Origin of the sequence: Shewanella sp. 4_MG-2023 (assembly GCF_030548015.1) — a bacterium.
GTDB lineage: Bacteria > Pseudomonadota > Gammaproteobacteria > Enterobacterales > Shewanellaceae > Shewanella.
Genome location: NZ_JAUORL010000001.1, coordinates 117,017 through 139,866, shown reverse-complemented (window position 1 = coordinate 139,866; position 22,850 = coordinate 117,017). Strand labels below are relative to the sequence as shown.

At 41.5% G+C, this 22,850-nt stretch carries 18 protein-coding genes; 15 read left to right on the top strand and 3 right to left on the bottom strand.

What is annotated here, in order from left to right:
• Positions 1 to 79: 79 nt before the first annotated feature.
• Complete coding sequence (locus Q4546_RS00590) at positions 80 to 1,267, top strand: kynureninase (protein ID WP_303445487.1); 1,188 nt, start codon at positions 80 to 82, stop codon at positions 1,265 to 1,267.
• Positions 1,268 to 1,440: 173 nt separating this feature from the next.
• Here Q4546_RS00590 and Q4546_RS00585 read toward each other — a convergent pair whose 3' ends face one another.
• Positions 1,441 to 2,586: a serine hydrolase gene (locus Q4546_RS00585; protein ID WP_303445486.1), complete on the bottom strand. Its 1,146-nt coding sequence runs from the start codon at positions 2,584 to 2,586 to the stop codon at positions 1,441 to 1,443.
• Between the two features lie 91 nt (positions 2,587 to 2,677).
• On the bottom strand, positions 2,678 to 3,505 hold the full coding sequence (locus Q4546_RS00580; RefSeq protein WP_102440445.1) for a LysR family transcriptional regulator: 828 nt from the start codon (positions 3,503 to 3,505) through the stop codon (positions 2,678 to 2,680).
• Between the two features lie 147 nt (positions 3,506 to 3,652).
• On the opposite strand from Q4546_RS00580, the gene Q4546_RS00575 reads away from it, so the two are divergent.
• From Q4546_RS00575 to Q4546_RS00530, 10 genes are all read left to right on the top strand, one after another.
• Positions 3,653 to 5,644 carry an alkyl/aryl-sulfatase gene (locus tag Q4546_RS00575; RefSeq protein WP_303410681.1) on the top strand — a complete coding sequence of 664 codons (1,992 nt, stop codon included), beginning with the start codon at positions 3,653 to 3,655 and terminating at the stop codon, positions 5,642 to 5,644.
• A 706-nt stretch (positions 5,645 to 6,350) separates the two neighbouring features.
• On the top strand, positions 6,351 to 7,052 hold the full coding sequence (locus tag Q4546_RS00570) for a hypothetical protein (protein WP_303445485.1): 702 nt from the start codon (positions 6,351 to 6,353) through the stop codon (positions 7,050 to 7,052).
• Positions 7,052 to 7,954 (top strand): LPP20 family lipoprotein, encoded by a 903-nt coding sequence (locus tag Q4546_RS00565; RefSeq protein ID WP_303445484.1) that lies wholly within the window; start codon positions 7,052 to 7,054, stop codon positions 7,952 to 7,954. Before Q4546_RS00570 ends, Q4546_RS00565 begins: the two co-directional genes overlap by 1 nt.
• 8 nt (positions 7,955 to 7,962) lie before the next feature.
• A complete protein-coding gene (locus Q4546_RS00560; protein ID WP_102520776.1) occupies positions 7,963 to 9,090 on the top strand; it encodes a hypothetical protein in 1,128 nt (375 codons plus the stop codon).
• Positions 9,087 to 10,451 (top strand): hypothetical protein, encoded by a 1,365-nt coding sequence (locus Q4546_RS00555; RefSeq protein WP_102477036.1) that lies wholly within the window; start codon positions 9,087 to 9,089, stop codon positions 10,449 to 10,451. Before Q4546_RS00560 ends, Q4546_RS00555 begins: the two co-directional genes overlap by 4 nt.
• Before the next feature lie 17 nt (positions 10,452 to 10,468).
• Entirely contained in the window at positions 10,469 to 11,761 is a 1,293-nt protein-coding gene (locus Q4546_RS00550) for a hypothetical protein (RefSeq protein ID WP_102439143.1), read from the top strand.
• Entirely contained in the window at positions 11,761 to 12,486 is a 726-nt protein-coding gene (locus Q4546_RS00545; protein WP_102439142.1) for a hypothetical protein, read from the top strand. The genes Q4546_RS00550 and Q4546_RS00545 overlap by 1 nt, the downstream gene beginning before the upstream one ends.
• Before the next feature lie 54 nt (positions 12,487 to 12,540).
• The gene (locus tag Q4546_RS00540) at positions 12,541 to 13,335 is read left to right on the top strand and encodes an ETEC_3214 domain-containing protein (protein ID WP_241901118.1); all 795 of its coding nucleotides are present in this window, start codon (positions 12,541 to 12,543) and stop codon (positions 13,333 to 13,335) included.
• A 10-nt stretch (positions 13,336 to 13,345) separates the two neighbouring features.
• The gene (locus tag Q4546_RS00535; RefSeq protein WP_157936439.1) at positions 13,346 to 14,599 is read left to right on the top strand and encodes a transglycosylase SLT domain-containing protein; all 1,254 of its coding nucleotides are present in this window, start codon (positions 13,346 to 13,348) and stop codon (positions 14,597 to 14,599) included.
• On the top strand, positions 14,596 to 15,174 hold the full coding sequence (locus Q4546_RS00530; protein WP_241901119.1) for an LPP20 family lipoprotein: 579 nt from the start codon (positions 14,596 to 14,598) through the stop codon (positions 15,172 to 15,174). The genes Q4546_RS00535 and Q4546_RS00530 overlap by 4 nt, the downstream gene beginning before the upstream one ends.
• Before the next feature lie 652 nt (positions 15,175 to 15,826).
• Here the strand turns inward: Q4546_RS00530 and Q4546_RS00525 are convergent.
• Positions 15,827 to 16,723, bottom strand: a complete 897-nt coding sequence (locus Q4546_RS00525; protein WP_102477038.1) for a LysR substrate-binding domain-containing protein — start codon at positions 16,721 to 16,723, stop codon at positions 15,827 to 15,829.
• Between the two features lie 120 nt (positions 16,724 to 16,843).
• Here Q4546_RS00525 and Q4546_RS00520 point away from each other — a divergent pair, with 120 nt between their 5' ends.
• The 4 genes from Q4546_RS00520 (at position 16,844) to Q4546_RS00505 (ending at position 22,841) form a co-directional block, all read left to right on the top strand.
• A complete protein-coding gene (locus Q4546_RS00520) occupies positions 16,844 to 17,290 on the top strand; it encodes a CidA/LrgA family protein (protein ID WP_303445483.1) in 447 nt (148 codons plus the stop codon).
• Between the two features lies 1 nt (position 17,291).
• Positions 17,292 to 18,023, top strand: a complete 732-nt coding sequence (locus tag Q4546_RS00515) for an LrgB family protein (RefSeq protein ID WP_241904037.1) — start codon at positions 17,292 to 17,294, stop codon at positions 18,021 to 18,023.
• Between the two features lie 161 nt (positions 18,024 to 18,184).
• On the top strand, positions 18,185 to 19,090 hold the full coding sequence (locus tag Q4546_RS00510; protein ID WP_102477040.1) for a dienelactone hydrolase family protein: 906 nt from the start codon (positions 18,185 to 18,187) through the stop codon (positions 19,088 to 19,090).
• A 460-nt stretch (positions 19,091 to 19,550) separates the two neighbouring features.
• Positions 19,551 to 22,841 carry an EAL domain-containing protein gene (locus tag Q4546_RS00505; RefSeq protein WP_303445482.1) on the top strand — a complete coding sequence of 1,097 codons (3,291 nt, stop codon included), beginning with the start codon at positions 19,551 to 19,553 and terminating at the stop codon, positions 22,839 to 22,841.
• Positions 22,842 to 22,850 lie beyond the last annotated feature (9 nt).

Genomic DNA, 22,850 nt, shown 5'->3' with positions numbered 1-22,850 from the left:
CAGTAGCGATATCAGTAATAGTATCAGTTACAAATAACACAAGATTACCAATAAAAATAATCGGTTTTGGAGAGCAAGCATGGATCAGGATTTTGCGCTAACACTACAAACTCACTATCAAAGCTTTAAGGTGAGCGAGCGTATTTTATTGTCGGGCCACTCTCATCAAGCCTGGCCTGATGTAGCAAAGCTGGGCTTAGTAAAGTGCTTTGATGATGCCGCAAAACACATAGATGAAAAATGGTCACTAGCCTTTGAAAAAGCTGACCGGGTGCGTGACTTTTACCGTGGTTTATTGGGTGAGCCCCAAGCGCAAATTGCCTTAGGCGCTTCAACCCATGAACTGATCTTACGCTTTTTGTCCGACTTGCATTGCTTTAAACAACCCCTTAAACGCCCGATTAAGATTATCACTACAGATGGTGAATTTCACTCCTTGAGGCGCCAGCTGAGCCGTTTAAAAGACATCAATGTTGATATTGAAGTGGTTGAGGTGCAGCCAAGTGACACTTTAGCTGAGCGCATCATCAACAAGCTTGATAGCGATACCGATGCCGTAATGTTATCAGCAGTATTTTTTGGCACCAGTGAGATATTTAACGACGTTGGCTTGGTGGCAAAAGCGGCACAAGATTTAAACATCCCTTGTTTGGTTGATGCCTATCATGCCCTTAATGTGCTGCCATTTAATCTCGATGCATGGCAGCTCACCTCGGCATTTATCGTGGCTGGTGGCTACAAATATTGTCAGGCAGGTGAGGGCAATTGCATGCTGCGCATTCCTGCAGAGTATCAGGGCAGCCCGATTATCACTGGCTGGTATGCGGAATTTGAGGTACTTGATCACGTACCGGGGAAAGTGGGTTATGGCCCGGGTCAAAGCGCTTTTGCAGGCTCGACTTATGATCCCGCCAGCCATTACCGCGCCGCTGAAGTGTTTGATTTTTTTGAGCAACATAAGCTTACTGACATCAAGCTGAGGGCGATAAGTCAGCAGCAAATTACTGCCTTATGGCAAGGGATTGAAACTATGGGCTTAAGCCGTGACGTTTTAGCTTTGCCGTCACATAACATCATTGATAATGCTGGATTTTTGTCTTTAACCACCGCCAAAGCCAATCAGTGGGTTGTGGCGCTGGGGAAACAAGGCGTTTTATGTGACAGTCGCGGCAATCAGTTACGCTTTGGCCCCGCACCATACTTATCAAATGCGCAGTTATCTAATGCGCTGAATGCGATTGAGGACTTGGCTAAAAGCTTGAGCTAGTTTTTTACTAAACTTTTTTACTAAATTTCTGTTACTAAAGTTTTTTTGCTTAGCTTTTGCAGCGCTTGTCTGCTTAAAAGATTAACCAGCCATGCTACTTGGCTGGTTAATATTGAGGAGTTAATTTTGAGCGCTTCACTTTATTTACTGGGGAGTTAATGTTTACAGAGGCGTTATCGTTTGTTGAGGGATAAATTGTGACGAATAGCTTGTCGTATCTGGGTGTGAAGCTCGAAGACGCGGCTGAGATCATTTAGATTTAAGGATATGTTTTCTAACATGACCAAATCTACATTATATTCTGGGTAGTGGAGTGACATAGACATGTAGCCAGATAAGTAGCCAGTATGGCTGTACTCTAAAATGCCATCTTCTTTATTGATCCTAAGCCCGTAGCCATAACTCATGTCCGGCCATAAAAATTTAATCTTGCTATGAGACTGTGTCATAAGCCCATAACTTTTTGGGCTGATAAACTTACCAGAATGTAATTTATGCTGAAATGAGGCAAAAGCTTTTGTGGATGCAATTAACCCTCCTGCAGGGAGAAGTGCTTCGTCAATCACTAAATCTGTAGCTGTAAGAACATCTGATTCATTTAGGCCGACAGCCAGTGAAGTCACTTTTCGTCGAATATTATCAATACTGCCCACTTCTGCATAAAGCTCGTCTAGCTTATTATTTTGTGAAAACTGCACAATCTGTTGAGCAAATGATTGTTGGTTTACCTGTTCGAGTAGTTGCCCTAAAAGAGAATAACCAAAGTTAGAGTATTGAAATTGACTGCCAGGTTCAAATTTATTGGGCTGGCCTAACTTGTCAACTCCAGAGGTGTGACTAAGGAGGTGATGTATGGTAATTGTTTCGTTATATCGTTTAGGATCAAAATGAGTTTTTTCGATTGAGCTCGACTCAATACTGTTGTGCTGTTTGGGTTGATTAGGGGCAGCCTCATCAAAAAGATAACTATTCAGTGAACCCTTTAAGTCTAGCTGACCAGCATCGACAGCTTGCAGAATCAAAGTGGCGGTAATTTGTTTAGAAAGAGATGCTATAACAAAGCTAGAACCTTGGGTAATTTCTTTGCCTTTTTGTAACTTGAGCAGTGGCTTACCATTTTCTAGTAAAATGACGCTGCCACTAAATGGCTGAGGTGAATCATCTATGGTGTCCTTGATTAACCTTGCTATTGATGTAGTTGTAATGCTGACTTTTTTAGGCGCTGTATTACCTAATAACGAGGAGGCATAGCCATAGCTTTGACTAGTTAGTAATAATAAAAAACAGATTAATTTGGTGGTGTTTACACAAACGGTCATTAGTTGTCCTTAACATTATTGGGCAGCATATTTTTTGGGGGTAACTATCTTGTTATCTCAACATTCAAATAAAAAAATCAGTTGCTTAACCTTAATTGCGAAGGCTGATTTTATTTTTCACTTTTTGCCTTAATTTTATATGCTCATCATTATGTAAAAATGATCGATGATAAAGCATCGAGATGGGCGCTTTATTCATTTTCATTGGGCAAGCAAGTAGCTTTACGCCTAGCTTTGTTGCAATCGCGGCAAGTCGTTTCGGGGTGATGGATATGGCATCAGTATGGGCGACATAGGCAAGCTGTGAGACTAGCGAAGTGGCCTCATGGGCAATATCTCTGGGTTTTGGCGCGTCACTTAATAGCATAAATAAGTTCGACTTTTCGCGCCTGACATTGATGGATACATGGCGCTCATTATAAAACTCTTGTTCAGTGATTGAGTCTACAATCCGAGGATGATCTTGTCTTACGGCAACCATCACTTCTTCTTCAGATACCTTTTCACTCACCACGCTTGGGTCGTTAATGGTGACAAAGTCTAATACCAAGTCGACCTTTCGATTTCTGATATCAGTAAAAATCTGCTCTTGATTCAGCGGTGGGGTATACACGTCAATGTCGAGGCTGGCTAAGTCATAAACCAATAAATCAGGGGCATAAATTTTATGGCCGACTTTAAATAGGGCTTCATAAACTAAATCTGACGCTGGCGCGAGTTTAGTCATCATGTAATTGGCATGGGCAGTAGGCTCAATAGAGCGGCCTTTGCGGATAAATAACGTATTAGCGATATCGGCTTCAAGTTGTTTTATGCGCATACTCACCGCCGCCTGACTGATATTAAAATGCTCGGCAGCTTTAGTGTATGACTGTAATTCATACACTTTCATGAAGGTGTTTAGCAGATTCAAATCCATATTACGGCCTCTTTAATATAAGTCAGGCTTATGCTTAACATCACTTGTAGCTTATTCATCGTTGTCACAGCTTATATATAATACACCTATTGATGATATTTAGTCCCCTTAAACTGATATCTGGCTTTACTTTAAACCGAGGTGTTTATGAAAAAATCAATTATTACTACAGTAATTTTGTCTGTATGTTCTTCAGCTGTCGTGGCGCACGATCATGACCATAGCGCAGGCACCGATGAGCATGCGCTTACGACCACATTCGAATACCAAGGAAAGCCAGCCACCAAAGCGACTATTGCAGCCAATAAAGCTTTTGCCAAAACCTTAGACTTTAACAATACCAAGGGCTTTGAAGAAACCCGTAAAGGCTTAATCGCCGAATTTGATGAAACAACCGCAGCCATCATTTGGAATGATTATCGATTTTTAGAAGGTAAAACCCCTGATACAGTGAATCCATCATTATGGCGTCAAGGGCAAGTGAACCATGAGGCGGCAGGCTTGTATCAAGTCTCAGATAAAATCTTTCAGGTACGCGGCACCGACCTTGCCAATATGAGCCTTGTTAGAGGTGAAACAGGCTGGATTATTTTAGATCCGTTAACGACCCCAGAGGCTGCTGAAGCATCGCTTCGTTTTGCGTTAAACAACTTACCAGAAGACGGCGATTTACCTGTGGTAGCGATGATCTATTCCCACTCCCATGGCGATCATTTTGGCGGCGCGCGTGGTATTCAAAAAATGTTCCCTGATGTAGTGGCTTATGGCTCTAAAAACATCACCAAAGAAATAGTTGATGAAAACGTGCTAGCGGGTAATGCCATGTCACGCCGCGTGTCTTATCAATATGGCACCGTATTGCCAATTGGTGAAACCGGTATTGTTGATGCAGCGCTATCAAATGCGGTCACTAAAGGCGAGCTAAGCTACGTCAAACCAATTGAAACTAATCATAAAGCTGATATTGAGTCTTGGACTATTGATGGACTTGAATTTATTTTCATGAATGCGTCTGGTACAGAGGCGACCTCAGAAGCTGTGGCCTATATTCCAAGTATGAACGCCATTTGGGCAGCAGAGCTGACCTATAAAGGCATGCATAACATTTACACCTTACGCGGTGCGAAAACCAGAGATGCGCTACTGTGGTCAAAGAAAATTAATGAGGTGATCACTGAGTTTGGTGCTGAAGCGGATGTGTTATTTGCTGCGCACTCAGCGCCGATTTGGGGCAATGAAGATTTAAATGATTTTCTTAAACTGCAACGAGACAACTATGGCTTTGTTCATAATCAGTCGCTGCGTTTAGCCAATAACGGCGTAGTGATGCAAGACATTGGCTGGGAGATCCAAAACCTGATCCCAGAAACCATTCAAAGTGCATGGCATACCAATGGGTACCACGGTACCTACAGCCATAATGCCAGAGCAGTATATAACTTATATCTTGGCTATTTTGATATGAATCCGGCAAACCTTAACCCACTGCCAACCCAAGCTGAAGCGGCTAAGTTTGTTGAGTACATGGGAGGCTGTAAAGCGGTGTTAACCAAAGCGCAGGGCGACTTTGATAAAGGCGAATATAATTTTGTTGCCACGGCAATGAATAAAGTCGTAACCGCTTGCCCTGAGCTACAACAAGGCCGCGACTTACTGGCTGATACCTACGAGCAACTGGGCTATCAAAGTGAAGGCGCGGGCTGGCGCAACGTGTATTTAAGTGGTGCTTATGAACTGCGCCATGGCATTCAAGAAACAGTGTTAAAAGGCAATTCTGCTGATGTGATCAGTGAAATGGACATGGGGATGATTTTAGATTATCTGGCAGTGCAAGTTGATGCCAGTGTTGCCCAACACAATAGCTTTACCATGAATATCGTACTGCCTGATATTAACGAAACTTACTATGTTGAAATGAGTAACGGTAACCTCAACAACATCAAAGTGACTAAAAAGAGCGCTGCAGATGCAACCTTTACCATCAACAAAGAAGATGTTGATAAGTTTAGTTTACAGCAGGTGAGCATCGCGGAATTACTGAAAACCAAGCAAGCCAGTTTACAAGGCGATCAGACAGTAATTCAAAAACTCGCTAAGTCGCTAACCCAAGCAAACCCATCGTTTAAAATTGTGCCATAGGGGAACGAGTATAATCGATTTGTAACATTCAATGTTAAAGGCAGACGAGTTAGTTCACCAACAAAAAATCCCTAGCTATCTAAGCTAGGGATTTTTTCGCTTAGGCTGGCTTAAATGCTAAATATCTCTTGGTTAACTAGATGCGCATTAGTGAAACTATTATTTTATGGCGATTATTTAAGGTATGTATCATGGCAACATGCCTAATAATAAATTATATATTACGTTTAGCTAAGCATTGAAAACCCGAATTCAAATAATAACTGCACACTCTTAATTGAGGTATAGAGGAGGAAGAGAAAAGTACTTTTTATATATTTCAAAAATTTAATATAAAGATATTAATATTTTTATATTAAATTAATAAATATTGAGTGAATTTTATCGTTCACGATAACCTAGTTGTTATTTTTTAATTTATATGCGGAATTTTATTCTGTAATTTGTTTTTGTAATAGTTTTATTTTGTGTTTTTTTTCTAATGTACATGCTATTTACTGGGTTGTTGTCGGTTTGTGCTGAGTGTCTAAATTTGTGATTGTGATGTAAAAATGCGTTACTTTCCTGTGGTTTATATTTTTTTATTGTTGTAGTATGAAACCACGATTCAGGGAAGAGTTAAGAAATTTATTATGGAAGATCCATTTTTTATAATATTTGCCTGCGCCTTCTTCCTTGATAATTCTATTATCAAAGGAACTATCACGTGAAAAAATCTCTCATCTGTGCATTAATCTGCGTACCATTATTTACTGGCTGTGCTTCAACATCTGATAACGCTGCAACGCTTGATCGAGATCAAGCTGTATCAGAGCTTACTGTCAAAATGGATAACTTAGGCTATAACCCAGTAACTATTCAACCAGGCGTTGATGAGTTTTTGAATATGGCTGCAGCTATATTGGAGCGTCAACGTAAAGTTATTGGCGAATATAGAACACAAACTGAAAACTTTAGAGACGTGCAAGCATTTTTATATGCTTATAAAGATGCCACTCCTGAAGAGCTTGAGCTTGCCATTGCAGAGTTTGATGCTGGCGCTAAAACTGAAGAAGAAAAAATTGCACCAAAAATTAATGCTTATAGCCAAGCTAATGAAAATGTTTACAACCAAAATGTTGAGTTAACAACGACTTTGACAGTAGAAATTGCTAAGTCTGTTTATATCTTATCTGAACATGGTACAGCAGTAGCGCAAGCAACGGCAATCAATGCAGCAGGTTCTATATTCAATTCTATTATATCTGATGAAGAAGCTGAAGAGGATCCACAAGATCTTGGCACTGCGTTATTAAAAGCCACGGATCAATTATCACTCGCACTAGAAGCTAATGAAATTATTGATTTAGAAAAAGAAACAATTGATGCAGTTAAACAGCTTCAACAAGAGCAGGAAGCTAAAAGCTAATGATTAAAAGCCTATTTGCCTTTTTTATGGCAATTGCTTTTAGCGCTTCTGTATATGCTTGGCCTGAGTGGGTAACGCATACACCGACCAATGATGATTACATCATTGGTATTGGGACTGGCAGCGATCGTATCGCTGCCAGAGATGCGGCTTTAAGCGAGATCGTAGCGCAATTAAGTGTTGATTATAGCGTTGAACAAACTCAGGTTATAACGACTAAAAACAGCCATGCAGAAAGCCAATTTACGCAAACGAGTCAGATGAGTAGTTTGCCTTTTACACTCGAAGGTGTAGAGGAGTTAAAGGCTGCGCAAGTCAACACTGAAACAGCTTTACTGCTTGGAATAAAAAAATCGACACTCATCGCTAACTTAGAAAATGAGTTGGCTATTTTGTCCCGTCTGTCACCCCCTCCAGCAAAAACCAGCCAGAAGTTTATTTGGGCGCTTCGCTATGATGAAACCCTCGATGTTGCCAATAAACGCTTAAGGGTACTGAGCTTACTCAATGCTAGTAATAGTGATTTTTATCAACAGCTTGAGGGTTTTATGGCGCATAAGCGGCAGGCATTTGATTCTGTGTCCTGCCAAGTCATCGCCAGTCATGAATTAGCTACGGTTAAATCAGTATTAAGCAGCGCACTTCCTCAAGGTGGTAATACGCCTTTGTGGGTCAAAGCTAATCTGAAATGGAAATACGCTAATCGTGGTGCTAAGCGCTTAGCCCAAGCCAATTTGTTGCTGTCGATTACAGAAACCAAGTCACCTTTTAGAGTATTACATCAGCGCAATGTTGTTGCCGAAGGCGTCGGTGCTGATTCTGCGATAGCTAAGTCAATTGCTCTGCAGCAGTTAGAAACACAAGTACAAGACCCTATCAGTAATTGGATGTTCGATAATTAGGATTTGTTATGAAATTTGTAAAATATGCTTCTTTTTCTCTACTCGCTTTAGCTGTGCTGGCGGGTTGTCAAAGTACTCCTGCACAGCAGACTCGCACAGATAAAGTCAGTAATCGAGCATCTAATGCGGAAGTGGCAAAAAGTGCTTACGAATTTAAAGACAGTGACATTCGTGTTCCGTCTTATTTTGATACTCAGGGTTTAGACCGCTGTAGTTTCGATGTAAACAATGAAAATGATGGCTGCCCACTGAAAAAACCTATTGTCCGGATGTATTTTGACGTCGCTAGGGTTACTGGTGAAGGGGAAGGGGTTGAAGCATTAAGTGCCTTTGAAGATCAGCAACTGTTAATGATGCTAGAGAATCAGTTTGCTGGCATTAATCGTTTTAGAATTGTTACCCGTGACGATAAAACTGTCTCACAAGAACAACAAACAGTTCTTGATCAGCAAGGGGCTAAAGCATTAGCTGAAAAAGTCAGTCGCCAGCAAGTGCTTCATCCAGATTACATCGTTAAATTAGATTCACTACGAACGGTTAAAAATGAAGGCAGTATCACCAGTTGGATGGATTACACCTTAGAGCTAACCAGTTCGGTGCTTAATCCTTACACTCGTGAAAAATTATCTCACCCTAATTTAGGCAAAATTAGAGTTAAATCTGAAGATGTGCGCCAGCGGTCTGAACTCAAATACGTCACTGCCAGCAATCGTTATGTGAGTGGCTTCCGTTATTTTGATAGTGCTCATGTTAATGCCGTAGTCAATGATATGGCTTCTCGTGGCATTGATATTTTATTAACGCGTATGCTGACAGAAATGCCTGCAACTACTCAGGTAATGGGTATAAAAGGTAATCAACTAAGTCTAGACCGCGGTCAAAATGCAGGTGTATTACCCAATGAAACCATGATTGTATTTAGCTATGAAGCAGGGTTTGTTGAACCTATTGGTGTTGCTCATGTGACTCCTTCTGCCAATAGTTCTATTGGCGAGATCATTCGCTGGAAAGATAATGACCTTGCGGATTCAATCAAGAAAAAAGCTAAAGGTGGAATTTATCGCCCTAATCCTAACAGTAAGGTATTTGCTGTTTCTGTAGGGACGCCACAAGGCTTTTTGGAGAAACGCACATGAGAACAATAGGCTTAAGTTTATTAGCCTTATTGTCTACGCCACTGGCGGCAGAGGTGAAGGTTCTCCCTGATGGCATGATGGAAACAACTGCCTGCGCTTATGGTCGTGGTAACTTGGCTATTTCTAGTGCTAAAACCCAAGCTGCGGCAGAGCTGGCAGCATTTATTAAAGGTAATAAAAGTTTAGCTATTACCGACAATAATCAGTTTTTAGGAGCATCGTTAGATGATGACACTGTGCGCCTTTATGAGCAGCAACGTAGTGACATTATTGAGGGGTTAAGTATGGGGGCTATTCCATTAAACACCTCATCACCTAGCTTAAGTGGTAATGATACTTGTGTCAGCGTTAGCTTGTCTTTGCTGGATATTCCTGCTCCTAGCCATCAAAACTGGGAAGAAGGTACTCAAAATATCAGTGTTACCGTGTCGGGTGAAGGTTGGCCTAAAAATGGCAAAACCGCTCGTCATCATGCTGAAATGGATGCTTTACAACGAGCTGTTTCACAGGTGGTTGGCGTGTGGTTAACCCAGCAGCACAGTCAGTCATCATTGATGAACTTACAGGTGTTAAATGATACTGAAACCACCCAAATGCAAGAGCTTATTGGGCAACAGTTATCCAGCCATAGCGAAGGTTTAGTTAAAGAGTGGCAGATTTTAGATAGCCAAAATATCGATAATGATGGTTTGCAAGTGACATTGCATGCGGTAGTTGAAAAAAAACCGCTAGTGCAGCAAGCATCCAAGCTTTTATCAGTAATAGGCTCGCCGCGGGTGAAAGTGATTGCGCCAGAGCCTTTAAAAACCGAATTAACCTTATGGTTAGGTGAGCAAGGTGTGGAAGTCGCTAACGTGGCTAGTTTAGTGGTATTGGCCGCTGCTGAGTTAGCGAATACCACCAATACCAGTCGATTACACCTCAATGTGAGCGTTCAAGATTTGAGCGGTAATATCTATGGCCACTGGAAAAATAACCCTGCGCTATTAGCTTTGCCCAGTGGTCAGCGAGTTGAACAAGACTTAATGTCAGTTCATCTTGCCCATGAACAACAAGCCCAAGATTTACAACAAGCGTTGCAACAGGCGTTTACTCAAGTTGTTGCTCGAGGCGGACTAGTCCGCCAAATATGGTTACCCCAATCCCAAATCAAGCAACCGCAAAAACTTCAAGCATTGTTAAGTACCTTGGGCGGAGTGTCTGATGTGACCATATATGAAAAAGATAACAACATTGTTGCTAGCCTGAGATATAAAGGCGCGACAGGTGACCTCGCTGATGCCGTGCATCAAGTGTTAACTACCACTGGTAACAGATTATCCGCCATCAGTATTGAAAATGATTTTACTCTTAGATATTAAAAAGTAAGGAAACTATTTTGAAATTAAGAATATTAACTCTAGCGCTTTCGCTTTCTATGCCAGCAATGGCGAGCGATGACTTTGATTTAACCGATATGGTGCCGGCAAGACCTGGTGCTGAACAGGTTGATAGCGATGATGTGCTCGTGCAAGGTGATGCCATCGTCGCTGATGATGCCAGTTTGGCGGTTGCGGTTGCACATCAAGCGTTGATTGAAAATGATGAAGACGGTGTCAAAATGATCCAGGTTGGTAGTGGAACAGGGATTTTGTCTATTGGTAGCGTCAGTTACACCACCTATGACAACCTCAATGCCACATTACTATCTAAGCGAGGCGCCTATAACCAAGCTTACTTGATCGCAAAAAAGCAGCTAATCGAAAACATGACAGGGGTTGATCATCAATGTAGTAATCTCGTTCAGACCAGTATGGATGCGATTGATACTGGCGTTGATAGTGTTGCCAATACACAAACAAAAATGATGGAAGCCTGTAAGGAGTCGATCTCAGGTTCTCTTGCAGGCTTCGTGACATTTGATGTGTATGACGATGTTGCAGCAAGTAATGTGCGTGTGAGTTTAATTTCTACGCCTAAAACACGTGCTCAAGTGCGTCAAAAGCATGGTGCAGTAGCGGTCACCACAGATCCTAATAGCATTTTTAAACAAGTTGTTAGCGATATCAAAGGTGGGGTGTTACCTCCAGTCGGCGCTAAAATCCTCACCCATGCAGAAACCGGTGAAGTTGTTGTTATGGGGTATGGCTCTGCGATTATTCGACAAAATAAAAATAAGTCTGTAGCCAATAAGTTACGCTCTGCAGCCAAGTCACAATCGCAAACCCGAGCTCGCTCAGCATTATTGGCAACCATGCAAGGTGAGAAAGTGTATTGGGAAGGTAGCTTTGATGAAAAGCAAATGGAAGGTTCTTCACAATTTCAATATGACGACCCTTACATGCAAGATCCTCAGCAAGTAAAAGTGCTTGAAAATGATCGTGAAACCTTTGTTAACCAATTTAAACAATCTGATGATTACTCGACACTAGCAAAGGGAACACTGCCTGCGGGTGTCAGTGTAAAAAGCTTTAGTAGTGAAGATGGTTACTGGCAGTACAGTATTGCAGTGTATTCACCAAGCCTTGAAGCTACAGCGAAAAAAGCCAATAAAGAGATGCAAGTGGGTGGGCAAAGTTTAAATGCCAGCGATAACTCAGCTCGCAAAATTAAGGCTGTTGGCGGTGTAAATAATAACGCGGCAAACCCACAAGCAGCTTCAGGCAAGGTATCGAGCACCGAGGAGCTTTAATGCTATCTATTGTTTTAGCTGCCTCGATTTTCTCTGGCGACATTTCCGTAGATAGTAGTGGTGTCGTTAGAGAAACTAGCCCTTTTTTTATTAGTGAGGCAAATGGTAGTAGCGCTAAAGTGGTGGCTTTAAAAACACACTCAAAAGCTGCTTTACAAGCAGCTTGTCGGCGTGCGTTAACGTTACCGCTACGAGAGCAAGTGCGCGCTGATTTAATGGCGCGTACGTCGCAAGTACTGCCAAAACCATTGAGTTTTATAGATGCCAATATTACGGATTATCAACAAGAAAAAACACACGATGGTTTGAATTGTGAAGGTAAGGTTAGTTCTAGTGATGCTTCATATAATATAGCCGGGCTGGCACTCACTGGCGCTTGGTGGGCAGCAGAAGACGGTGATATTGAGTTATTACGTGCGATGCTAAAGGTGGCGTTACAGCATAGGCGAACACAAGCCGATGCGGTGGCATTAATTGCGAGCCAAACTGATTTAGCATCAGCTTTAGCCTATTTAGACGAACATTTACACCCTGAAAAATTAACCCTAAACCAAAGTAAAATAGCCGTCGGGAAAATATGGTTAGCCGCTGAAAAATTTGATGAAGTGGTGAACTTAATGGGGGCCTGTGATGAGCCAGTCTGTCTGCAATTGCTTGAAAATGCAGAGGACAAATTACAACAAATTGAAGCTAGTCAAGCCGATGATTTAAGTAGTTATTTTTAATCACTAAGAACAATAAAGCCATATTGTAAAACGTAAAGGATAAAAATTTAGCGAATGAATGCTCAAGATATTTTAAATAAAAACACCGTCAATACCGGTGGCCAGCCCAAGAAAAAAGGCTTTTTTGCTCGAGTCGCTTCAGGCTTTTTAGTGCTGATGGTGGTGCTAATGGGCTTGGGTAATTGGGCTGACACCAAGCAATTACTTACAGAGGGTTATCAAGCATTCATTACTCATTTTACTCACCAGATAGAGGATAAAAGAGTAGCAGCTTTGGATATTGGTAATTATCTTGAGTTTGTGCAGCAGAGTGTGGGTATTCCTCAGGTGATTAAAACCTCGAATTTAGATCCCAATATCGAATATCGTTATTATAAAGATCCTAAATATCTGCTGACGCTAATTAACAAAGAGCAGCGCATTGTGGGAATTGTGCTACATAGCTTACAACATGAAAATCCGTTACTTGCTGAGTTCACCCCAGCAGTACCTTTTACTGACCACTTACTTAAAGCCAATACCATTGCAGATATAACAGCTGATTCAAATTTATTTTTTTATGATTATCAAAATGTGAGTTACTACCTGCAATCTAAAGAATTAGGGGCACAGGGAATGTACTTAAATTTGTTGGCCGGTTTCACTGAATATGAACAAGTTCAAACAAATGCCACTTTAACCTTGAATGAGCTTGAACATGCAACGTTAGAAGACAATTCTGCAGAGGTAAGCCAATTAACACAAAAACTAGCGGCTTATACTGCTAATTTTTATGGCATTTCTGAGATTTCACCGCAATATATTGCAGATTCATTGCTGACAAAGTATGAATTCAATGCTTACTTTTAAGGACATAGTCATGCGTAAACTACTGCTACCAATGATACTTCTACCGTCTTTGGTACTCGCAACAGATGCCTCTTTTGATGAGTTTAAAAAAGGCTGGAAACAGCAGCAACAGGATTTCAGCCAACAAAGACAGCAAGAATATGACACATTTAGGCAGCAATACTTGGCAGAATATGATGCATTTCGTGGCCAACTGCTAGAGCAATGGGCTGCACCTGCGCAAAGCTCAATTGAGCAAGAAATTGTTTATAGTGACGATTTAAACAGCAGGATTATTGTTAACGAACAAGCCAATACGTTAACCATAGAGCAGCTTGTTGGGGATGATCCTTTAACGTCAGCAGAACTGGATAAAAGCAATACAGCGACGTTAGTAAAAATCGTCATCGACAATGACGATTCTTTTGAATTGTTACAGCAAACAACGCCAAAAATGATTCAGCAACCTCAAGTCGAAGCATCTGAAATTTTGCTAAAACAACAAATTATTGTGCAGCATGAGCAAGTCGTAAATAGCTTTGAGGCTGACGAAAGGCTTACTGAAACTGAGCTAAAGACTAAGAAGCAACAGCTTGATAAGCAACAGCAGTTACGAGTTAAAAACCTTGAAAAACAAGTAGAGCAAGTTAAAAAGAAGGATGTGAAGTATAAGAATATACAGTCGTATACGATTGCGTTACCTGACGACTATTTATATAAAAAGGCATCACCATATTTGGATTCGTTTAATACACAAGCCAGTGAGCAGCGACAAGAACTGGCTTTATTGTTAGCAATCTCCCATGCTGAGTCATCATTTAATCCAGAAGCAAAATCCCATATACCAGCCTTTGGCTTAATGCAGATTGTCCCGAGATCGGCAGGAATGGATGTGGCTAATAAGTTGCTTCAACAAGAAGCTGCTCCCACCGCAAACGAACTCTATCAGCCAGAAACAAATATTCTCTATGGAGCAGGCTATCTTTCGATATTATCTGAGCGCTACCTTAAGGGCATTATTGATCCTCAAAGTCGAAAATACTGCGTTATAGCGGCTTACAATACCGGTGCAGGTAATGTCGCTAAGGCATTTAATGGTGGTAGCAATCGCAATGTTAAACAAGCATTAGGGAAAATAAATACCATGTCTAGTGAGCAGGTTTATCACACTCTAATGCAAGATTTACCTTATTCTGAAACTAAGAATTACCTTAAAAAAGTTCGTAAATTAGAAGAGCAATACCAAGCAAAATTACCCACATGGAATGGAAACAGTAAATTATGATGAAGAAACATTTAATGATCGCTAGCACCCTTCTTTTAGTTGGTGCATGTAGTAGCACTCAAGAGCCTCAGTCGACACCGCTAGCTGAAAATGACAGTGTCCCGAGTTGGGTATTGATGCCGACACATGAAACAGGCTTAGCATCTTCAAGCTGTGTTCAGTGGAGCGGTAATATGGCTGCAAGTAGAGCACAAGCGATTGCCAACGCACGTGCAGATCTAGCTGCGCAAATAAACACTAAAGCAATGGTGATGGATAAGCTAGTTAACCAACAGCAACAAGAAGATGACACGACTACAAGTAGTTCAAGCTTTGCACAAGTAAGCAAACAGATTGCTGAACAAAGTCTTGTAGGCGCAATACCAAAAGAAGTCGCTTTTGCTCGTATTGATGATCAAAAACAATTGTGTGCATTAGTCATTATGGAAAATACTAAGCCTTTATTTGACAAGTTAATTAAAGAGTCTGGTAAAAAGCTAGATCCTAACGATGAAGCCGTACTTTATTCTGAATTTAAAACTCAAAAAGCGATGAAAGAGCTAGAAGCTGAACTTTCATCTGCAAAAAAGCTTTAATAAGTTTGCTATAAAGTCACTACTTATGATTCATCAGAAATGAGTTTCACCTTACTCGGTGAAACTCTGAGTATCAGTAACGGTACAGATATTGGCTATAGCTTTTAACTGGATCCTATTAAGTAATAGAAGGTCTTAGAATGTGATATAACATCTAAGACCGTATTCTATTGTAAATTGGCATCGTTATCTTGCCCTGATTCTTGCTAGTAAACTTGTTAGATTGGAAAGGCGAGAAATTCATAGCACATGAAGCTGCGGAAGATAATAAAAGGATGATGTCAACTCAACAGCTAATGAAGTTCTTTGAAACTTCAATCATGGGTATGGCCGTAAGGATAGCTGATGGAAATCAGAGCGTACTAGATTTCACGAGAATGCTAAAGTGTACATGTAAAGAAGCGAAAACTTTGTCATGGCTCTTATGTCATTGCGTGTTCGTTCACTGGCGCATCTTGGGTCAGTCGTGACTACTTTTAACAAGGTCTGCCAGAAAAAGCAAAAAGCCGCCGCTTGGCCCGGGTTTTCGTCCACTGCGGCATTACTCAATCACTTATGCCCTAAATTGTCTTTAGAATCGATCCATTTCTATTATCACTTTCAGGTTGTTTGATAGCGAGATATCTCATCTGAAATGATTCAACTTTAGCATTTAAAGCGCTAGCTGGTTAAGGTGCTCTTTAACCTGCTCAATCATGGCAATTGCGGCAAAAGATAATGGCTTGCCTTTACTCCAAAATAAATTCATCTTCCAGCTTAAATTGGTATCAATAAGTTCACGCTGCACCACGCCTTCCAGTTGATAACGCTCGGCAATAAACTTAGGTAATAACATTATCCCAGTGCCTGCAGCAACCAGCGCTATGCCAAACTCAGGTTGATTCACTAAGGTTGGGCTTTCTATGCTGATACCAGCCTGTTGATAAGCATTAATGACCATCTCATGCAGTGAAAACTCTGCTTCAAATAAGATATGCTCGCAGTTACCCAGTGCCTTGATGGATATTTGCGGCTGCTTTGCCAGCGGGTGCTGACTTGGCAGCACCACGACCATAGGCTCGGTATGAATTGCTATTCCTTCAAACTCTTGATTAAGCTCGATAATACCTGTTGCTAGCTCTATTTCGCCATTTTTTAATGCTAAGGTTTGTTGCACTCCACCGCGAACTAACAGCTGATTATTAATGTGTGGATAACGTTGCTGGTATTTGGCAATAATTGGCGCAAATAGCTCGGCGCTGCCCAGTGGCGCTAAGCCTAATTTTAACTGCCCTTTATGGAGCCCTTTCAGTAAGGCTATTTCATCAAACAGCGCTTGTTTGGTGCTGAGTAACTGCTGCGCATAGTCATACACCAGCTGGCCGTAGCTGGTAAGGGTTACGGCTGTGCCGCGTTTACCACGGGTGAGTAGCGTAAGCTCAAGTTCAGCTTCCAATTGGGTGATGGATTTTGACAGCGCAGGTTGGCTAATATGGATTTTTTCTGCAGCGCGATTAAAGCCACCACAGTTTACGATGTCGACAAAATATTGCAGCGTTTTAAGATCCATAATTACATAGCTTTTAGTTATTTAATTGGTAAATAATATTCATTATTTTTATTTTTATTGCAAGGGTAAAATAGCCACCTCGAAACGAATTTAATCTGATGTGTTATGACTTCCTCCCTGATGTTTGTAAAACGAACTTCCTATTTGCTGTTACAAGTGGCTTTTTTGTGTGGGTTAGCTTTTAGCGCTCAATACTTGGTTGAGCTGCTAGCGTTACCCATACCAAGTAGTGTGATTGGCCTGATTTGCTTGTACATTCTATTGGCATTTAAGTGGTTACCTGAGCGGTTTGTGGCCGTTGGCGCAATGTGGTTAATTGGTGAATTATTGCTGTTTTTTATTCCTCCGGTTATCGCCTCAATCCATTATGCTCCGATGTTTGAAGAGTTTGGGATGAGTTTGATGTTCACCTTAGTGCTGGGCAGTATTTCAGTGTTAGTGATCACCGGTTTTGTTATCGATAGGGTATTTAGATTCGAGCGCCGTAGAAACCGCGCAAGTCGCAAAAGAGCAACAAAAATGTTAGCAGATGCAGCGCTGGCAACGTCAGATACGGTGGGAGTTTAATATGCAGTTTCTTAGCTCATTGACCTTAATGACATCGCCATGGATGACATCACAAACCGCTGCGCTAATCTGTCTGCTAGCAACCTTAGTGGCTTATTTTACAAGTAAGTTTTTATACCGTCATTACCATTACTGGTGGTTGTCACCGATTATTTCAACACCGGCAAGTTTAATGGTATTGGTAGTGATTTTTTCAGTGCCGTTACCTACTTATTTTGTTTATAACCATTATCTTAGCGCTTTGCTTGCGCCAGCAACTATTGCCTTTGCGCTGCCCATATACCGTGAGCGTAAGTTAATTGGCCGTTATCCATTAACAATTAGCATTGGGGTGATTACTGGTTTGCTGGTGGGATTATTATCTTCATGGCTGATTGAGCAGTTTGTTTATTTACCGCCTGAGCTATCACACAGTTTACTGGTGCGTTCAGTATCAACCCCATTTGCTATTGAGGCAACTACCGCATTTGGCGGTGCACCTGATTTAACTGCAACCTTAGTATTAATTACTGGGGTGCTAGGCATGTTACTTTGCGGCCCTGTATTTAAATTAGCCAAAATTAAAAGCCCATTGGCAAAAGGTGCAGCTTTAGGCGGCGCTGCCCATGGTGTGGGCGCGGCCAAGGCGGCTGAAATTGGCCAAGAGGAAGGGGTTGTTGCCAGCCTAACCATGATTTTTACCGGTATTGCTATGGTGATTGGCGCGCCGTTATTTGCTTATGTTTTAGTGTAAATAAATCAACTGCTTTATGTTTGCTTTTTAAGCAAGCTTACCGCATATTAATTAGTCAAAATGGTTTTGATTGTTATTCTCATTTGTTTAGGTAAATGCTGCGATGAGTTAATAGTAATCAAGTCAATACACCAGCGCCGCTAATTTGATATGGGTAAAATATGAAAAATAATAATATTCCACAAGAAGCTTTTGATTGGTACGATGAATATGCACATGGCGGCATGGACCGTCGTACTTTTATGAAAAAATTAACCGGTTTAGTGGCGCTGGGCTATTCCATGACAGTATTAACCAGTGCGCTATTACCTAATTATGCCTTAGCCGAGCAAGTGTCATTTAACGATAGTGACATTAAAGCCAGTTATCAGAACTTTGCGTCCCCCCAAGGCCATGGCGAAGGTCGAGGCTATTTAGTGTTACCCACCCAAGCTGTAGAAAACCCTGATAGTAAATTCCCTGTGGTATTGGTTATTCATGAAAATAGAGGTTTAAACCCTTACGTCAAAGATGTGGCCCGCAGGCTGGCTAAAGCAGGCTTTATTGCGTTTGCGCCTGATGCCTTGTTTCCGCTAGGTGGCTATCCTGGCAATGACGATGAAGGCAGATCCATGCAGCGCACCCTTGAGCGTGAAAAAATTCAATATGATTTTGTTGCCGCTGCTAAGTTTTTAAAATCACATCAGCAATCTAACGGTAAACTGGGGGCAGTAGGTTTTTGTTTTGGTGGCTATATGGTGAATTATTTAGCCGCGATAGAAAGCGATCTGATTGATGCCGGAGTTCCATTTTATGGTACGCCAGCGGCCAAAGCCTTACGGCCAAATATTAAGGCGCCACTGATGATCCAATTGGGTGAGCTTGATAAACGGGTTAATGCGTCATGGCCAGAATATGAAGCGGATTTAAAAGCGGCCAATGTCGATTACGTTATGCACATGTATCCCAATGCTAATCATGGTTTTCATAATGACTCTACCGGCCGTTATGATGAGAAAAATGCTGAACTTGCTTGGTCAAGAACCGTGGCATTTTTTGAAGCAAGACTAGCCAGAGTTGAGCGCTAAGCTGTGTGTGGGCATGTGTTAACTTGCCCACCTGCTCAGTGCTATTTTTCCAGAGTTCAGAGTCAGGTGAACTCTTTGCTGTGTTATCTTATCGGTTTGCATATTTTATTGGCAGTATATCCAAGCTATTCACACTCAGCTTGAATACATACTTGCCACAAATTGGCGTTATTTGACACTTTTTTAGATTAAACTAGCCTGGCTGATGGCGAAGGTGTTGTTATCTTCTATACTTTTATTATTCAGTGTTTTGGCTGCAAAGATAAAAAGTAGTTTTAGCGGTTTAAGTCGATTTTAATATCAGGGAAGAAGAGCAATTTTTAGATTCTAATAGCTTTAGTTATATTCCCCTCCCTGCGATGGCAATGCCGTTTATTTCTTAATCTCAGTACCAATAAATTCATGGTTTAAGTACAGCATTTAGCACCCTTTATCGACTGTTAGCGCTAAGGTTTACTGCATGTGGTTTGGTTTATTATCGCTCAGAAATTGTATCTATGCTTCGATGATGCGTCGTGCAGCAGTTGTGTGTGTGCTATTTGTCTTAGTGACTTTGTTAATCGTAAGCGTATCTAGCTCGTTCGCTGCTGCTTTATCTGCCCCCTTATCAGAGCCTAAATCTGAGCCTTTAGTTGAACGCTCTGTAAAAACCTCAGCACAGCTCAAAATAACCCAAATATCAGAATCGTTATCACTAGCGTCAACAAAAGCAGTGGATATCGTATATTTGCAGTTACGTTGGCATCATCAATTTCAATTCGCCGGCTATTATGCTGCGTTAGAAAAGGGTTTTTATCAAGAAGAAGGTCTTGAGGTTCGTTTGCTTGAAGGCGATCCGCAACGCTTACCGGTAGCCGAAGTGTTATCGGGTAATGCTTTATATGCAGTAGGTAACAGTGAGGTGCTATACCATCGCCTTTTAGGTGAACCACTTATTGCTTTGGCTGCTATCTTTCAGCATTCACCATCTATCTTGTTGACGTTAAAAGAGTCAGGAATACGCTCTGCCCATGACCTTATTGGCAGAAGAGTGATGCTGGCGAATAAGGATAAAGATGCAGACTTTTTGACCATGTTAGTTAATGAAGGCATTTCCTTGTCACAGCTTGAGATCGTCCCCAGCAGCTTTCAGCTTGATGATTTAATCACGGGCAAGGTGGATGCTTTTAACTCTTATATTACCAATGAACCCTATGTACTTGCTCAAGCTAATGTCCCCTATGACATTATTGATCCAGTAAGCTACCGAGTTGATTTTTACAGTGATATTTTTTTCACTACTGAAGCTGAGTTAAATAATTATCCAAAACGTGTAGCGGCAATGAGGCGAGCGACCCTCAAAGGTTGGCGCTATGCCATGGACAACCCTGAAGAAATAGTCGATATATTAATGGCTAAGTATCAGGTTAATAAAACCCGTGAGCATTTGCTCTATGAAGCTAATGCAATGCAAAACTTGATTCTGCCTAATTTGATCCAAATTGGGCATATGAACTCTGATCGCTGGCAACATATGGCAAATACCTTTGCTAAGGCCAGTGTGGTCAATGATATTCGTCACCTTGATGGCTTTATTTATAATGATAGCCCTACATCAACTCCTAACTGGCTCTACCCGGTATTATCCATAGCGCTTTTTTTGGTGGTTTTAGCCAGTAGTATCACTCTCTATATGCACTTGTTTAATCGACGTTTGGCAGAGGCTAAAACGACTTTACAGCAAAGTGAGGAGCGTTTTAGGGCTCTTAGCGAAGCAACCTATGGCGGTATTGTTATCCATGATCAGGGCCGTATCCTTGAGTGTAATAATGGTTTATCCACTATTACTGGTTTCAGTTACTCAGAGCTCATTGGTATGGATGGTTTGAAATTAATCGCGAAAGAGTATCTTGAAACGGTAAAAATAAGAATGCATCAAGATGATAGAAATAGCTTTGAGGCTGAAGGCCTTCGCAAGGACGGAACACGATATCCACTAAGCATTAAGGGAAAAAATATTACTTATAAAGGCTGTAATGCACGAGTTATTGAAGTTATTGATATTAGTAATAATAAAAAAATTGAAGATCAACTCAAACTCGCAGCCAGTGTTTTTACTCATGCCCGTGAGGGCATCATGATCACCGACATTAATGGGGTTATTATTGATGTTAACGCCACTTTTAGCGCGATTACCGGTTATGAGCGAGAAGAAGTCATTGGCAGAAACCCACGTTTTTTAAACTCAGGTAGGCACAACAGCGAGTTCTTCAACAGGATGTGGGCATCGTTATTACAACATAAGCAGTGGTCAGGCGAGCTGTGGAATAAGCGTAAAAATGGCGACATATTTGCCGAGCTAATCACCATTAGTGCGGTTACAGATTCCGAGGGGCAAACCCAAAACTATGTCGCACTGTTTTCAGATATCACCTCAATGAAGCGCCATCAACAACAACTAGAACACATTGCCCATTATGATCCGCTAACAGGGTTAGCCAATCGGGTAATGCTGGCGGAACGACTGGATCATGCAATGAGTCAGAGCATCAGACGCGGAAAATTTTTAGCCGTGGCTTACCTTGATTTAGATGGATTCAAAGCCGTTAATGACACCTATGGCCATAATGTCGGTGACGAGTTGCTAATTACTTTGTCGCAGTTAATGAGCGAAACTCTGCGAGATGGAGACATTCTGGCCCGTATTGGTGGTGATGAATTTATTGCTTTACTGGTGGATTTAGAAAGCATGCACGATTGTGAGTTGGTTCTAGAGCGGATGCTAGAGGTAGCAAGTTGTCCGATTAAAGCTGCTGGAGCCATTTTGCAGGTGTCTGCCAGTATTGGCGTTACCTTGTACCCTCAAGATGGTGTGAGTGCAGATCAACTGATACGCCATGCCGACCAGGCCATGTATATAGCTAAACAAAGTGGCAAAAACCGCTATCACCTGTTTGATGTCAATAAAGACAAATCCTTACAAAGCACCCTTGAGGTGATTGATGATATTCAGCGGGGGATTGAGCAAGATGAGTTTGTTTTATATTACCAGCCGAAAGTGAATATGAAATTAGGCACTGTGATCGGTTGTGAGGCGTTGATCCGTTGGCAGCACCCAGAGAAAGGCTTGCTATTACCTGGGGAGTTTCTTCCTTTTATTGATAATCATTCCATCAGTGTCACTTTGGGAAATTGGGTTATTGATACCGCGCTTTCACAGATGTATTCATGGACCCTTGCTGGCTTTGATATTGCTGTCAGCGTTAATATTGACGCCTTACAATTACAACAAAAAGATTTTACTGCCAAACTCTCAGCAGCATTAGCGCAGCGACCGTTGATTAAACCGAGTTCATTGGAGCTTGAGATACTAGAAACCAGCGCGCTGGGGGATATGGGGCAAGTGCTGGCGACAATGGAGCAATGCATTAATATTGGCGTCAGCTTTGCGCTTGATGACTTTGGCACAGGGTTTTCATCACTCACTTACCTTAAACGTTTACCTGCCAACCTACTGAAGATTGATCGGAGTTTTGTCAAAGGCATGCTGATTGATATTGATGACCGCGCCATTGTGATGGGGGTGATTAGTTTATCGCGGGCTTTTCATCGCCAAGTTATTGCTGAAGGTGTTGAAACCATCGAACATGGAACCCAGCTATTGTCTATGGGCTGCATGCTAGCGCAAGGTTATGGTATTGCACGGCCAATGCCTGCTGAGCAATTACCAATGTGGGCAGAGAGTTGGAAGCCTGATAGCGCTTGGCAGTAATCAAGAAAA